Origin of the sequence: Aminipila luticellarii (genome assembly GCF_004103735.1) — a bacterium.
GTDB classification, from domain to species: domain Bacteria; phylum Bacillota; class Clostridia; order Peptostreptococcales; family Anaerovoracaceae; genus Aminipila; species Aminipila luticellarii.
On record NZ_CP035281.1, the window covers coordinates 303,159 to 317,657 of the forward strand.

Here is a 14,499-nt window from a genome sequence, read left to right on the forward strand (position 1 = left end):
AATTTAATTGGTCACTGCGGATCCTGTTGCAGCGTTTGATGCAGCGGTATCCGGATTGGCCTGCAAAGCAGAACCGCTGGTTTCTCCGGATAAATTTCCAAAGCCTTTGTCATACGCTTCTTCTTTTAAAGCCAGCATGCCTTCTGTTTTTTCATACGTTATAGAGGCTCTTCCCTGTAAACTTGGAACAAGCCAGACCAGAGAAAGATCTTGGATATTGCCCAACTCCACATCGGCAGAATTGGCAATGCTGTCTGAATAGTCCTGAAGGATTTTCTGGCTGTCAGCCGAATTATGCTTTCTATCCCATGTAATGATGGCATAGATCTTATACTGACCGGGTTCAGATGCATTAGCCGCTCCCATGACGGTCAAGGTATCGATCTGCACTCCGTCAAGAGCATTTATAAGGCGTTTGGCTGTGTTTTCAATTCCTTGTTCTGAAGAACGGGCCGTTGATAAATCTATACTGCCGGAGCTCCCGGTATCCAAAGCAGTCGTGTCGTTTTTATCAGAGGAAGCTTCCGTACTGGCCGGATAGGCTTGGTCTGAGGTCTCTTCCGCATCCTTTCCGCAGGCACTCATACTTAAAAGTACAGTGCATATTAAAAAAAGCAGCAAGATTTTTTTCATAATTCATTTCTCCAATTTCCGAGCCTAATTGCTCAGGATCATTTCCCTCTGTTGGGCAAATACAAGCTTAATAAGATTTTCTACTTCTTTGGGATCAGGCTGTATCCACTTTACCCGGTATTTATAGTTCCAGGCCGCTCTGGACTCCGTGTAATCTATTCTGTCAAGAATTTCACAATGAAATTCAAACACCGTTTCACGGAAAGTGAACTGGAAGAACAGAAGGGCATGAAGAGTCAGCGAATCGTCGCACATAAAGGAGCAGCCTCCGCCGCTGAGATCTAAAATTTTTCCCTCATGCTGAACCTGATCCATATTTGCTCCGTCTTTTATCAGATGAAATGTGGAGGCTACGTTTACGGGCTGTCTGAAAAATTCGCGTCTCTGAGTGCACTGCGGTCCTGAGAGCACTTGGAATTTACAGGAGCGCAGATTGTCGATTCTCTCCGTACAAATATAGCGGATGACCCATAACACAATCCCGCCCTGGGTTTTGGCATAAAGCTCATACGGCTGATCTTTAAAAAATAATACAGGCCGTCCTGTTTCAGAGGTTGGAAGCATGGTAGAAAAGGTATCCTCTGAATCGATATCCTGAATCTTTGTTTTGTAATAATGCTTTTGCATATTTTTGTCCGTGACACAAATCTCTACCGTATCCAATATATTTAACTGTGAAATCATTTTTATTCTCCCTACGATTGATTACAAATAATCTGGTGCGACAAGTCTTTAAAAGCCATAAATCCTTGGTTCGTAGATTTTCGTCGTGATTATTTTATAATATCTAAATAATGAAGTAAAGAGTTTTCAACAAAATTCACAGATCTACCCGGTTTAGGGATTCCCCGGACAGAAAGGATTTTAAATTGGAAATGCAGCCGTCTATAATGATCTGACGCATTTCTTTAGGCGTCCAGCACATATGCGGGGTAATAAAACAGTTAGGCAGAGCGACCAGCGGATTAGCCGGATCAGCAGGCTCACTGGCCAGGACATCTACTCCCGCTGCCGCTAATTTGCCGGTCTTAAGCGCCTCTGCCACATCCGCCTCATTGAGAAGCACGCCGCGAGCTGTATTGATCAAAATGGCTCCGTCCTTCATCCGGTCGATAAAGTCCTTATTAATAAATCCCTTGTTGCTTTCGGTTGCCGGACAGTGAAGGGACAGAATATCTGATTTTATGGTCTGTTCCTGATCTCGGCTGTATATATGAACCGTCATCCCAAAAGCGGAAGCAATTTCTGCAACTCTTTTTCCGATATGACCATATCCGACGATGCCGAGACTTTTTCCCTTTAAAAGCAGAATAGGAGCTTTCCAGTAGCAAAAATCTTCGGAACGGAACCATTCGCCCTCTTTGACCGACTGATTGTGCAGTGCCACCTGATTGCAGATTTCCAGAATGAGTGCAAAGGTATGCTGAGCCACGGAATCGGTAGAATAAGAAGGAATGTTGCACACGGCGATTCCCAGTTCCCGGCAGGCATCTATATCTACGTTATTGTATCCTGTTGCCATCACTCCTATAAATTTAAGCTTTGGGTATCGGGTCAAAAGCTCTTTGTTAAGAGATATTTTGTTGATGAAAAGAGCCTCGGCATCACCGATCCGCTCCCGCACCAGTTCTTCTGGGGTACGGGGGTACACTGTCAGCTCTCCCAGAGCCCGAAGGCCGTCCCAGGAAAGTCCCGGATCCACTGTGGCTCCGTCCAATATAACTATTTTCATATTTATCACACTCCTTTGACAGAAACAGTTATTTTTTATTTTCCAAATTAATAAATTGTAATATAGGTTTATATTACATCATTATTCTTTGAAGGTCTACCAATTCATGGTATAATGATTCCATAAAAAATACAGCTTCACCGTAAAAAAGGAATCATTGAATCATGCGTCGACGTAGTTTGTGCGGTATAATAAACGCAAATTGAACCATAAACATAATTTAAGCAAAAAGGAAAATAATAGAAGAGATGACATTGACAGAAATCATTCTAATTGGTATAGGTCTGGCAATGGATGCTGTAGCCGTATCTATGACGAATGGGATGGTGTACAGAAACCTAAAAGCCAGAGAGTATATCGCCATGCCCTTGTTTTTTGGAGCCTTTCAGGGCTTCATGCCTTTGATCGGAAATTTTGCCGGCAGTTTATTCGATGAATTTATTTCAAAGTATGCAGGCATTGTGATTCTTTTGATCTTGGGCATTATCGGCGGAAACATGATAAAAGAAGGGGTAGAGCACACGAATCCTTCTGAAAGGGTCTGTGGGTGCAAAGAACTGGGTTCGGGTATTCTCCTGTGCCAGGCCGTTGCAACAAGCCTGGATGCCTTCGCTGTAGGTGTTGGGTTCAGTGCCATGCAGGTAAATATTCTTCCGGCTGTTGCCGTCATTGCCGTTGTTACCGTGATCATGACAACTGCCGCCATTGAAATAGGGCGTAAGTTTGGGGACATCCTGGGCAGTCAAGCTGAAATTCTGGGCGGTATTATTCTGGTCATCATCGGTGTAAAAGCGATTATTACAAAATGATGGGAAAGATAGAACCAATCAACAGGAAAGATTTATCTAAAAGATGAAAAATAAAGTCAACAAAAGACAAATGGAGGACAAAGAAATGACAATGATCGTAGTTGCGGCTTCGCAGAATCAGCATAAAATCAAGGAAATGGAAGCTATTACAGAGAAATTTGGTATGACTATCGTAGGCAGGGATGAGTTTGGGCTGCCAAAGGTAAAGATTGATGAGGATGGAGAGACCTTTGAAGCCAATTCCCTGAAAAAAGCCAGAGAAATCTGCATGATGTGCAATCAGATCACCATTGCGGATGATTCGGGGCTAATGGTCGATGCTCTGGACGGAGCACCAGGCGTATATTCGGCGAGATTTGCCGGAGAGGAAGGAAACGATCAGAAAAACAATCAGAAATTGCTGGAGCTTTTGAAAGACGTTCCTATGGAAAAGAGAACCGCTCGGTTTGTTTCTGTTATCACCATGGTCTATCCCAACGGAAGTAAGGTCGTGGCAAGGGGGGAATGCGAGGGACATATTCTATTCGAAGCTTCCGGAAGCAACGGCTTCGGATATGATCCTCTGTTCAGGCCGTTAGGCTATGAAGTGAGCTTCGGGGAGATTCCGCCGGAGGAAAAAAATAAAATCAGCCACCGGGCAAAGGCACTGGCAGAGTTGCAAAAACAATTGGAACAATTCCATTATTTAAAAGGTGGACTATGAATAAAAAAAGAATTTTTCAAATGATCGTATTGGGCGTGAAGCAGATGCGGGATCCATATTATCAAGGCTTTGCCGCCCAAGTGGGCTTTTATTTTCTGATGTCTATTGTTCCTACCTTGATTGTGCTTTCACAGCTTTTGGGTTTTTTTTCCATATCTCTGGACGCACTCAGTGTTTTGATTCAGAAGTATGTGGCCAGCGATGCGGCGGATATTGTGCTGAAATTAATATCCAGTCAGTCCACCAGCGGTATGAATATTGCCTTTATCGGAATCACCCTGTGGGCGGCATCCCGTGCTGAATTTGCGCTGATGCGGATCGCTAACTATACGCTGACCGGAGGGCGAAGCACCGGAAAAGGGTATTGGCGTGAAAGAATAAGAGCGATTAAGACCATGATAGTCACTCTTTTTACGCTGGCTTTTGGATTGGTCATACTGGTCTATGGTGAATTGATCCTCAAGATCGTGGCAGCGGCATTGATGCGTAATATTGGACTCAATTATGAGGTGGATCTGTTCTGGCTGGTAATCCGGTGGCCGATCACCATGGCTCTTTATTTTCTGATGGTCAGCTACACCTATTATATCCTGCCTTCTCATAGGCTGAAATTCAGACAGATCATGCCGGGGAGCATCTTTGCTTCTGTGGGCATGTTGGTCGTGACATCCGTATATAAGATTTATACCGAGTATATTTCCAATTATGATATTCTGTACGGTTCCATGGCGGCACTGGTAGCTGTTATGATGTGGTTCTACTTTTTGGCATGGGCGCTGGTCTTAGGAATCCTGTGCAACAAGGTATGGGCAGATACAACAATTCCCCATTGAAATCCGTAGATTCCCGTGGGGAATTCATTTTTGCTCTATAAAAACTTTCGACTATGCGGGGTTATTGTTTGGTAAAAGCCTTACTATTTTGTAATGATTCGGATTTTGATAATACCCGGAACGTTCAGCTTAGACGCAACTTCCGCTTCTGTTACCGTACCGTCAATATCCAGAAGGGTGCAGGCGTAATCGCCTTTACTCTTATTTAAGAGGTTGTTGATATTCAAGTTCAGATCGGATACAGCACTGGTCACCGCACTCAGCATGGCCGGAATGTTCTTGTTCAAGACGCAGATTCTTGTTCCGGTCACAGAACCTAAGCTGCAGTCCGGATAATTTACAGAGTTTGTAATATTTCCGCTTTCGATATAATCCATCAGCTCTTCGGTAGCCATGACCGCACAGTTATCCTCGGCTTCTTCTGTGGAAGCACCCAGATGAGGAATGCAGATCACTCCTTCTTTTCCCACCAGTTTGTTATTTGGGAAGTCCGTAATGTATTTTTTTATTTTGCCGGAGGCCAGTGCCACCAGCATATCTTCGTCATTTACCAGCTTATCTCTGGAAAAGTTCAGGAAGATCATGCCGTCTTTCATCAGGGTAATGGTATCTTTATTGATCATTCCTTTTGTTTTATCCATAGCCGGAACGTGGATGGATATATAATCACAATTTGGAAGCAGCTCTTCCAGGCTATGTACAACAGGAATCGTGTTGGAGAGATTATGGGCGGCATGCAGGGTCATATAGGGGTCGTTACCGATGACCTTCATCCCCAGCTTCTCAGCCGCATTAGCAACTGAAACCCCGATAGCTCCAAGACCGATGACGCCTAACGTCTTGCCTTTTATTTCATTGCCGGCAAACTGGCTTTTCCCTTTTTCTACAGCCTTTGCGGCATCTTCGTTTCCCACCAGCCCGTAGGACCATGTAATGGCATCCGGAATGTTTCTGGATCCAAGGAACAGACCAGCCAGTACCAGTTCCTTTACAGCGTTTGCATTGGCACCCGGTGTGTTAAAGACCACGATTCCTTCTTCCGCGCACCGGCTGACCGGAATGTTGTTGACTCCCGCCCCGGCTCTTGCAATAGCCAGCAGATTTTCGGAGAATTCCATGGAAAGCATATCTTGGCTTCTTACCAGAACACCGTTTGCTGAATTTATGTCTTCAGTAATTGTATATTGGTCTGTAAGACGGCCGAGGCCTACAGGAGATATTTTATTTAGTGTTGCGATATTATACATTTTTGTCACCTCATAACAAATTTTAATAGAAATTTTGTGATAAACACATGAAAAAATTTATCTTGGAGCACATTATACCACTTTACTAGCCATGAGTAAAGTGCTATAATGACATTTAATTAACATTAGAAAACCCAAAATATTGTTTTTTAGTAACAATAAATTATATGAAAGAGGTGAATTTTTGATGAACAAAAACAACGGCAGAGTATATAACTTTTCAGCTGGACCATCTATGCTGCCTTTAGAGGTGATGGAAAATGTAGCGGCACAGCTAACAAATTATATGGGATGCGGACAGTCCGTTATGGAGATGAGCCACCGTTCCAAAGAATTTCAGGCGATTATTGATGAAGCAGAAGCAAACTTGAGGACTCTCATGAAGATTCCGGAGAACTATAAGGTGCTATTCCTTCAAGGGGGAGGAACCCTGCAATTTTCCATGGTGGCTATGAACCTTCTGAGAAAGTCCAAGAAAGCGGACTATATTGTAACCGGTACATGGGCTAAAAAAGCCGCGGCAGAGGCTAAAAAGTTCGGAGATATTAAAATCGTGGCATCCTCAGAGGATACGACCTTCTCCTATATTCCTAAAGTAAAGAAGGAAGATTTTCGGGCAGATGCGGATTATGTACATATTACTTTTAATAATACGATTTATGGAACGCACTACGGTTATATCCCAGATACAGGCGATATCCCGCTGGTGGCAGATATGTCCTCCTGCATCCTTTCAGAAGAAATCGATGTGACCAAGTTTGGACTGATTTATGCAGGGGCGCAGAAGAACATTGCACCGGCCGGTGTGACCCTCGTCATCATTCGGGAAGACCTGATCGGATTTGCTCCGGCAGAGACTCCTACCTATTTGGATTATAAGGTGCATGCGGAAAACGGTTCCATGTATAACACCCCTCCGTGCTTTACGATTTATGTGGCAGGAGAAGTGTTCAAGCATATTTTAAAGAACGGCGGGATTCCTCCGCTTCACCAGTTGGACGTTGAAAAGGCAGGAAAGCTTTATAAGTATATCGATGAAAGTAAGATGTATAAGTGCCCGGTTCAGGCGGACAGCCGTTCTCTCATGAATGTGGTATTTGTAACGGGCGATGGGGAACTGGATAAGAAGTTTATCGCAGAAGCAAAGGAAAAGGGACTGGTAAACCTTGGCGGACATCGCTCTATTGGAGGAATGAGAGCAAGTATTTACAACGCCATGCCAATGGAAGGCGTGGATACACTCATCGCTTTCATGAAGAAGTTTGAAGAGGAAAACGCAAAATAAATGGGTGGAATAAAAAACCATAAAAATTTCATATATTAGAACGCAGAAATATGATAGAATAAAAAGTGGTAAAAATGCAAAGTTTTTATCACTTTTAATTTTTAATCAAACGAAGTAAAATGAGGAAGTATCATGAAGTATTTTATTATAGTCCCCGATGGAGCGGGGGACGAAAAAATTGAAAGCCTGGGCGGAAAAACGCCGCTTGAGACCGCAAACATGCCTGTGATCAACGGGCTGGCGGCAAAGGGTGAGGTCGGTATGGTGCAGACCATACCGGAAGGAGTCGCACCGGGAAGCGATGCGGCGAACCTGTCTGTTATGGGGTATGATCCGGCGGTCTATCTGACCGGAAGATCTCCGCTGGAAGCAGCCAGCATCGGCATTGATATGTCGGATACGGATGTGGCTTTCAGAACGAACATTATTACATTGGTGGATCCTGAAACGGGTAAGCCCGCCGATGAAACCACTACGACCGCTTATGAAGACTTAATTATTACGGATCACAGTTCTGGAGATATTACTACAGAAGAAGCGGATGCGTTGATCAAAGCCATCCAGCAGGAATTGGGAAGCGAAAAGCTTCGATTCTATACAGGAGTGAGTTATCGCCACTGCATGATCGCAAAGGAAGGATCGACAGACTATCAGCTGACGCCTCCACACGATGTACTGGGAAAGCCAGTGGGAGCTCATCTTCCTAAAGGGGAAGGACTGGTGGAAGGTGCGGCGGCACAGGACGCCGAATTTATTACAGAATTAATGAAAAAAAGCTATGAAATCCTACGGAAGCATCCTGTGAATCAGGCGAGAAAGGCCAGAGGACTGAATCCTGCCAACACCGCGTGGATCTGGGGCCAGGGAAAGAAACCAAGCTTATCTTCCTTCTATGATAAATATAAGATCACGGGAACGGCCATTTCTGCCGTGGATCTGATCAAGGGAATCGCTATCTGTGCGGGCTTGGATTCTGTGGATGTGGAAGGTGCTACCGGTACGATACATACCAACTATGACGGAAAAGCACAGGCAGCCATACAGGAATTTAAAAACGGGAAGGACTTTGTCTACATGCACTTGGAGGGACCGGACGAATGCTCTCATCAGGGAGATCAGCCGGGAAAAATAAAGTGTATGGAGCTGATCGATGAAAAAATTGCAAAGCCGGTGATAGATTATTTAAGGGATGCGGGAGAAGCATTCAGAGTGCTGGTGGTTCCCGATCACAGAACTCCGCTTTGCCTTCGGACTCATTCCTCTGACCCGGTACCCTTTGTGCTCTATGACAGCACAGGGGAGCAGAAGCAGGATAGAGCCAGAGCTTTTAATGAGGATTCCGGCAGGATGGGAAAAAGCTTTGGAAGCGGATATGAATTAGCCGATTATTTTTTTGAAAAATTTTGAGAAAGAGATTTAGATTTGGGGAAGCAATGAAGAAAACGATTACAGTAATGATTGTGTTATTTTCCTTGATTGCAAATCTGGGAGCCAATACTGCTGCTGTCTTTGCAGAGACAGACGGTGCGAAAACACCGGCAATCACAGCAGCACCGTCTATCGTGGCAGAAACAGGGGTTTTAATCGATGCAAGGACGGGCACCGTTTTGTACAATAAGGGAATGGATATACAAGAAGAGCCTGCAAGTACGACGAAGATCATCACAGGCCTTTTAGCAATAGAGAAGCTGCCGCTGGATAAGGTGGTAACTATTGATGCTGAAACTCCTTTTACAGAGGGAAGCAGAATATACCTGATGGAAGGTGAAAAAATTACAGTGAGGGATTTGCTGTATGCCTTATTTTTGGAATCTGCTAATGATGCGGCAGTCGCTTTAGCTGTGGAAATGGCGGGAAGTGTGGATAACTTTGCGGTGATGATGAACCAAAAAGCCAAGGAATTAGGAGCTGAAAATACGAATTTCCGCAATCCGAATGGACTGCATCTGGAAGGACATGTGACAACTGCCCGCGATCTGGCCGTGATTGCAAAAACAGCTATGGAAAATCCTGTTTTCAGGCAATATGTGAGCACCTATAAATATACCATCCAGCCTACCAACAAACAGGAGGAACCGAGATATTTATACAATACTAACCGGCTGCTTTATGACAATAAGACAAAGGTTTCCGTGAACGGTGTACTTCGCCCGGCCAAATATGACGGTGTAGTCGGAATAAAGACCGGATATACCGGGCAGGCAGGAGGTTGTCTGGTCGCCGGAGCGGAGAGAAACGGAACAGAGCTGATCGCTGTGGTCATGAAATCTACTGATTCCGGGCGGTTCGGGGACTCTATAGCCCTTTTGGACTGGGGTTTTGAAAACTATCATACGGTCAAGCTTGTTAATAAAGGCGCAGCTGCGGGTATCATAAAGGTAAGCCGCGGTGCCCAAAGGCAGGCTCCGCTGGTGGCGAAGCAAAACGGATATGTGACGCTTCCTGTCAATCAGACCGCAAGGCAGATTCAGAAGGTCGTAAAAACGGCGGAGAAAGTCAAGGCTCCCGTTCAGGCGGGACAAAAGTTCGGAAGTGTTGACTTTTTCCGAAATGGAGAGCTTTTGGGATCTGTCCCTGTCGTTTCAGGAGAGACGGTCGAAAAGGGCGGTATTTTTTCTGCCTTTAGCGGACTGGACAAGGGCGCAGTTAAAATTGCAGCAGGCATTGGAACCGCTGTGGCAATAGCTGCTGCGGCTGTGGGAATATTGCTTTATATGAGATATCAAAATATAAAGCGCAGAAAGCTCAGAAGACAGCAGCGTGCTCTGAGAATTGCCATGGACAGGGAAAAGGATAAATTGTATTACAATAGAGAAAACTATATGAACAGGTAGAAATGTTTGATATTAAAGAAAATTTAAAAAAACTCCCGGATAGCCCGGGAGTTTATATTCATAAGGATAAACTGGGGCAGGTTATTTATGTAGGAAAGGCCATTTCTTTGAAAAACCGGGTGCGCCAGTATTTTCAGTCGCCTAAGAACATGCCGGCAAAGGTGCGGGCTATGGTGAGCCATATTGAAGAATTTGAATATATTACTACTGCGACAGAGATGGAAGCTCTGATTTTGGAGTGTACGCTGATTAAACGGTACATGCCGAAATACAATGTATTATTGAGGGATGACAAAACCTATCCCTATATCAAGCTGACCATGAATGAGCCGTATCCAAGACTGGTCAAGACCAGAAGGATTGAAAAGGATGACGGCAAGTATTTTGGACCGTACAGTGATGCAGGAGCGGTGAATCAGACCATTGATCTTTTAAATAACATATTTGCTCTCAAAAGGTGTGCCACAAGAAAATTTCCGGAAATCATAAAGCCTTGCTTGAATTACCATATTAATCAGTGCAGAGGTATCTGCACGGGGAAGGTGAGCAGAGAATCTTATATGCAGGACGTGGAGCAGGTCATCGAGTTCTTGAACGGTAAAACCAAGCCTCTGACGGATATGCTTGCAGAGAAAATGCAGGAAGAGTCAGAGCTGCTCCACTTTGAAAAAGCGGCTGAGCTGAGGGACTATATTGAAGCAGTCAAGATTCTTTCTGAAAAACAGCGGGTGGTCCTGCTCGGCATCAAGGATCTGGACATTGCTCTGGCTATTTCCAGCAGTCAAAAATCTTACGTAGTCTTATTCTTTGTGCGAAACGGCAAGCTGACAGGCCGGGAAAGCTTTGCTATGGAAGGAACGCAGGAAAAGCATGAACTGGTCAGTGAATTTATCAAGCAGCATTACAGTGAAAATCCAAACATTCCGTATGAGATTCTGGTAGAACAGCCTTTGGAAGAAACCGAATTAATAGAAGGATTTTTGGGTGAAATGGCGGGCAGACAGGTAAGGATCACGGTGCCTAAACGAGGGGATAAAAGAGATCTGCTGCAGCTGGCGCAAAAAGATTCCATAGAAATGTTAAAGACTATTGATGAGCGGGAAAACAACCACAGAGCACGAAGAGAGGCTTTATCAAAGGAAATCGGTAATCTGATTACAGAGATTACCGGAGAGCCTCCATCAACAGAGTCTGGAGACTATCGGGTAGAAGCCTACGATATTTCCAACACCAACGGGGTGGATTCCGTGGGTGCTATGGTGGTATTTGAGGGACTAAAGCCCAACAAAAAAGAATACAGACGGTTCAAGATCCGAACGATTGAAGGCCCAAATGATTACGGAAGCATGCAGGAGGTTCTGTATAGAAGGTTCAAGCGAGCGCTTGACGGAGATCCTGCTTTTAGTACACTGCCGCAGATCTTGTTCATTGACGGCGGAAAAGGGCAGGTAACGGCTGTACAGCAGATTCTGGACGCCATGAAGCTGTCCATAGCGGTGGCGGGCATGGCCAAGGATGATAAGCATCGGACCAGAGCCCTGGTATATAAGCCGTATGGATCGGAGGAATATGCGGAGCTGCTTCTGAAAGAGCATCCCCTGCTGTTCAAATATACAGGAGCCGTTCAGGAAGAGGTTCACCGGTTTGCAATCGATTATCATAGGGGACTGAGGGGAAAACGAATCCAGGGCTCCGCACTGGATGAAGTAGACGGTGTGGGCCCGCAGAGACGTAATGCCCTTTTAGGGTATTTCGGAAGCCTTGACAAGATTAAAAAGGCCACACTGGAAGAATTGTGCATGGTGCCCGGCATTACGGAACAGGTAGCAAAAAATATCAAAGAATATTTTGATTGATAAAGATAAATGAAGGTGGTATAGTAATGATAATAGTATATGAAAATTCACATATACTAAGGGAGTTACCAAAACGATTTTTACATGGAGGACTTTAATATGTCAGATAAAGAAAAATGCGCCGGCGGTTGTGACTGCGGCTGCGAAGAACATGATCACGATGAATCAGACTTTCTAACGTTGGAATTTGATGATGGCGTAGAAGTAGAATGCGAAATTATGGGTGTATTTGATTTCGAAGGAAAAGAATATATCGCGCTTATTCCTGACGATGGAACAGATGATGTATACATCTATGGATATAAGGAAGTGGGCGAAGAAGAATTCGAATTAGTCGATATCGATGATGACGCGGAATTTGAGCGAGTTGTAGCTGAATTTGACAAGCTGACAGCTGAAGAAGAATAGCCGATTCTTTTATAAAGATATGAAATTTCATCATCTTAAAAATTAGATCAGTTGGGTTTGTTTCCTGCCTTTCAAAAATAGAAACAACAAAAAACAGAGAGTGTACACTCTCTGTTTTTTGATTTGCTGATTTTTTATTTATTTAGGGGAACCCAAGCAATCCGTTTTGTCAAATCGCCGATTTAAAAAAACGTTTGCACAAGCCTGTCTTTCGATGATTTTGCAATAATCGGAGCAGACTATGAAGAATAATCAGACTCTATGGGGATAAAACCTGACCAATTCCCTTAATTTTTTTAAGCATATACCTATTAAAAAACAATGTCAATAGGCAGTTTTATAATAGGTTACAGGAAATTTTCAACAGAACACAAATTTGCTGTAATTTGAGGAATAAAATTGAAATTTTTATCTGTAATTTTGCTATTGCATACAGAGATACATGTTTATGCATATGAAATAACAGATAAATTTATTTAATAGTTGAATTGTAATACGGTTTCGGATATAGTAACTATGTGTGGTCAAAAAAAGACCGAGCAGTTGGAGGATATAGATAGTATGAACAAATATGATATTATAATTGCCGGAGCCGGTGCAAGCGGAGTATTCTTGTCCTATGAGCTTACAAAGCTTGATAATAAAGCAAAGATTTTAATGTTAGATAAAGGGGCGCCTCTTGAGAAAAGAATATGCCCTATTAAGCTTGGAAAAACAGATAATTGCATTAAATGTGAACCCTGTCACATTATGAACGGATATGGCGGAGCGGGAACCTTATCGGATGGAAAATACAACATTACGACCAAGTTCGGCGGAGACCTGCATACGTACATAGGTCAGGAAAAAGCCATGGAGCTTATGGAGTATGTGGACGAGGTCCTTTGCAGCTTCGGAGGGGCGGACGCCAAGCTTTATTCCACGGGAAATTCCGATTTAAAGACGACGGCCTTGAGGAATAATTTGAATCTGCTGGATGCAAAGGTAAGACATCTGGGAACAGACCGAAATGTTCAGATTCTGGAGAGAATCTGTAACTACACGAAAGAACGGGTCGAAATGGAATTTTATGCAACCGTTACGGAGGTCGCCCAAAATCCGGATGGGACCTTTAGCGTTAAGACCAATAAAGGAGAAGAATATCAGTGCGACGATCTGGTTTTGGCAACTGGGCGTTCCGGCTCCAAATGGATTTCAGGCATCTGTGATCAGATGCATATCGGGCTGGAGCAGAACCGCGTGGATATAGGCGTTCGAGTGGAGCTGCCCGCTGAAATTTTCAAGCACATTACAGACGAAGTATACGAGAGTAAGATTGTTTATAAGACGGATAAGTATAACGATATGGTGCGGACCTTCTGTATGAACCCTTATGGAGAGGTCGTGGCGGAAAACACCAACGGAATTGTGACCGTAAACGGACACAGCTATGCAGACCCGTCTCTTCGAACAGAGAATACGAACTTCGCCCTTTTGGTCTCCAATAAGCTGACAGCTCCTTTTAAAGACAGCAACGAATACGGGGAATCCATAGCCCGACTGTCCAATATGCTGGGCGGCGGAGTCCTGATGCAGCGATTCGGGGATCTGGTGAAGGGAAGAAGAAGCAGTGAAAGGCGTATGGAAAAATGCTTTACAAGACCGACCTTGAAGGCAACGCCGGGAGACCTTAGTCTGGTGCTGCCTAAGAGACAGCTGGACAATATCATTGAAATGATTTATGCGCTGGACAAGATTGCCCCGGGAACGGCCAATGAAGATACCCTTCTTTATGGCGTGGAAGTAAAATTTTACAATTCACGGGTAGAGGTCAATGAAAATCTTGAGACGAAGATAAAGGGCCTGTATGCCTTGGGAGATGGCTCCGGTGTGACCCACTCGCTCTCGCAGGCTTCAGCCAGCGGCGTTCACCTGGGTCGAATTTTAGCAGAAAAATATTCAAAATAAGTCACTTTAGAAGGAAAAGCAAGGTAAATTACATCAAACATACCTTGCTTTTTATTTTTTCGACAAAAATCTACAAAATTAGACAAGTTAAAGTAAAAATAAGGGTAGATTTGGTAGAATTATCAAGAATTTATATTGATAAATATAAAATATATGCTATAATATTAAAAAATTGCACTGTTTCCATAAATAAGATGTAATATGTGAAAATG

General features: G+C 43.9%; 13 protein-coding genes. 9 read left to right on the plus strand and 4 right to left on the minus strand.

The features are described 5' to 3' along the window. Window positions 1–3 precede the first annotated feature (3 nt). The 3 genes from EQM06_RS01335 to EQM06_RS01345 all read right to left on the minus strand — a co-directional run bounded on the left by EQM06_RS01335 (window position 4) and on the right by EQM06_RS01345 (window position 2,365). Window positions 4–633 (minus strand): hypothetical protein, encoded by a 630-nt coding sequence (locus EQM06_RS01335; RefSeq protein WP_128744631.1) that lies wholly within the window; start codon window positions 631–633, stop codon window positions 4–6. 24 nt (window positions 634–657) lie between these two features. Beyond that, a complete protein-coding gene (locus tag EQM06_RS01340) occupies window positions 658–1,317 on the minus strand; it encodes a flagellar brake protein (RefSeq protein WP_128744632.1) in 660 nt (219 codons plus the stop codon). Window positions 1,318–1,453: 136 nt separating this feature from the next. Continuing rightward, window positions 1,454–2,365 carry a D-2-hydroxyacid dehydrogenase gene (locus EQM06_RS01345; protein WP_128744633.1) on the minus strand — a complete coding sequence of 304 codons (912 nt, stop codon included), beginning with the start codon at window positions 2,363–2,365 and terminating at the stop codon, window positions 1,454–1,456. A gap of 254 nt (window positions 2,366–2,619) precedes the next feature. On the opposite strand from EQM06_RS01345, the gene EQM06_RS01350 reads away from it, so the two are divergent. The 3 genes from EQM06_RS01350 (at window position 2,620) to EQM06_RS01360 (ending at window position 4,710) form a co-directional block, all read left to right on the plus strand. After that, on the plus strand, window positions 2,620–3,174 hold the full coding sequence (locus EQM06_RS01350; RefSeq protein WP_164914305.1) for a manganese efflux pump MntP: 555 nt from the start codon (window positions 2,620–2,622) through the stop codon (window positions 3,172–3,174). Between the two features lie 85 nt (window positions 3,175–3,259). Beyond that, on the plus strand, window positions 3,260–3,877 hold the full coding sequence (locus tag EQM06_RS01355; RefSeq protein ID WP_128744635.1) for an XTP/dITP diphosphatase: 618 nt from the start codon (window positions 3,260–3,262) through the stop codon (window positions 3,875–3,877). Then, the gene (locus EQM06_RS01360; RefSeq protein ID WP_128744636.1) at window positions 3,874–4,710 is read left to right on the plus strand and encodes a YihY/virulence factor BrkB family protein; all 837 of its coding nucleotides are present in this window, start codon (window positions 3,874–3,876) and stop codon (window positions 4,708–4,710) included. Before EQM06_RS01355 ends, EQM06_RS01360 begins: the two co-directional genes overlap by 4 nt. Window positions 4,711–4,793: 83 nt before the next feature. Here EQM06_RS01360 and EQM06_RS01365 read toward each other — a convergent pair whose 3' ends face one another. Beyond that, on the minus strand, window positions 4,794–5,957 hold the full coding sequence (locus EQM06_RS01365) for a 3-phosphoglycerate dehydrogenase family protein (protein WP_128744637.1): 1,164 nt from the start codon (window positions 5,955–5,957) through the stop codon (window positions 4,794–4,796). A 187-nt stretch (window positions 5,958–6,144) separates the two neighbouring features. Here EQM06_RS01365 and serC point away from each other — a divergent pair, with 187 nt between their 5' ends. From serC to EQM06_RS01395, 6 genes are all read left to right on the plus strand, one after another. Next, a complete protein-coding gene (serC, locus tag EQM06_RS01370; RefSeq protein ID WP_128746752.1) occupies window positions 6,145–7,242 on the plus strand; it encodes a 3-phosphoserine/phosphohydroxythreonine transaminase in 1,098 nt (365 codons plus the stop codon). A gap of 132 nt (window positions 7,243–7,374) precedes the next feature. Next, window positions 7,375–8,649, plus strand: a complete 1,275-nt coding sequence (locus EQM06_RS01375) for a cofactor-independent phosphoglycerate mutase (protein ID WP_128744638.1) — start codon at window positions 7,375–7,377, stop codon at window positions 8,647–8,649. 26 nt (window positions 8,650–8,675) lie between these two features. Continuing rightward, on the plus strand, window positions 8,676–10,076 hold the full coding sequence (locus EQM06_RS01380; RefSeq protein WP_128744639.1) for a D-alanyl-D-alanine carboxypeptidase family protein: 1,401 nt from the start codon (window positions 8,676–8,678) through the stop codon (window positions 10,074–10,076). A gap of 2 nt (window positions 10,077–10,078) precedes the next feature. Next, window positions 10,079–11,932 carry an excinuclease ABC subunit UvrC gene (gene uvrC, locus EQM06_RS01385; protein WP_128744640.1) on the plus strand — a complete coding sequence of 618 codons (1,854 nt, stop codon included), beginning with the start codon at window positions 10,079–10,081 and terminating at the stop codon, window positions 11,930–11,932. An 84-nt stretch (window positions 11,933–12,016) separates the two neighbouring features. Then, window positions 12,017–12,340 carry a DUF1292 domain-containing protein gene (locus EQM06_RS01390; protein WP_230974990.1) on the plus strand — a complete coding sequence of 108 codons (324 nt, stop codon included), beginning with the start codon at window positions 12,017–12,019 and terminating at the stop codon, window positions 12,338–12,340. A 561-nt stretch (window positions 12,341–12,901) separates the two neighbouring features. Next, window positions 12,902–14,287, plus strand: a complete 1,386-nt coding sequence (locus EQM06_RS01395; protein WP_128744641.1) for an NAD(P)/FAD-dependent oxidoreductase — start codon at window positions 12,902–12,904, stop codon at window positions 14,285–14,287. The last annotated feature ends 212 nt before the right edge of the window (window positions 14,288–14,499 follow it).

Coding starts and splice junctions, on each gene's coding strand:
- EQM06_RS01340 (WP_128744632.1), bottom strand. CDS start 1,317: ATGATTTCACAGTTAAATATATTGGATACGGTAGAGATTTGTGTCACG.
- uvrC (WP_128744640.1), top strand. CDS start 10,079: ATGTTTGATATTAAAGAAAATTTAAAAAAACTCCCGGATAGCCCGGGA.
- EQM06_RS01380 (WP_128744639.1), top strand. CDS start 8,676: ATGAAGAAAACGATTACAGTAATGATTGTGTTATTTTCCTTGATTGCA.
- EQM06_RS01345 (WP_128744633.1), bottom strand. CDS start 2,365: ATGAAAATAGTTATATTGGACGGAGCCACAGTGGATCCGGGACTTTCC.
- serC (WP_128746752.1), top strand. CDS start 6,145: ATGAACAAAAACAACGGCAGAGTATATAACTTTTCAGCTGGACCATCT.
- EQM06_RS01360 (WP_128744636.1), top strand. CDS start 3,874: ATGAATAAAAAAAGAATTTTTCAAATGATCGTATTGGGCGTGAAGCAG.
- EQM06_RS01335 (WP_128744631.1), bottom strand. CDS start 633: ATGAAAAAAATCTTGCTGCTTTTTTTAATATGCACTGTACTTTTAAGT.
- EQM06_RS01355 (WP_128744635.1), top strand. CDS start 3,260: ATGACAATGATCGTAGTTGCGGCTTCGCAGAATCAGCATAAAATCAAG.
- EQM06_RS01375 (WP_128744638.1), top strand. CDS start 7,375: ATGAAGTATTTTATTATAGTCCCCGATGGAGCGGGGGACGAAAAAATT.
- EQM06_RS01395 (WP_128744641.1), top strand. CDS start 12,902: ATGAACAAATATGATATTATAATTGCCGGAGCCGGTGCAAGCGGAGTA.
- EQM06_RS01365 (WP_128744637.1), bottom strand. CDS start 5,957: ATGTATAATATCGCAACACTAAATAAAATATCTCCTGTAGGCCTCGGC.
- EQM06_RS01390 (WP_230974990.1), top strand. CDS start 12,017: ATGGAGGACTTTAATATGTCAGATAAAGAAAAATGCGCCGGCGGTTGT.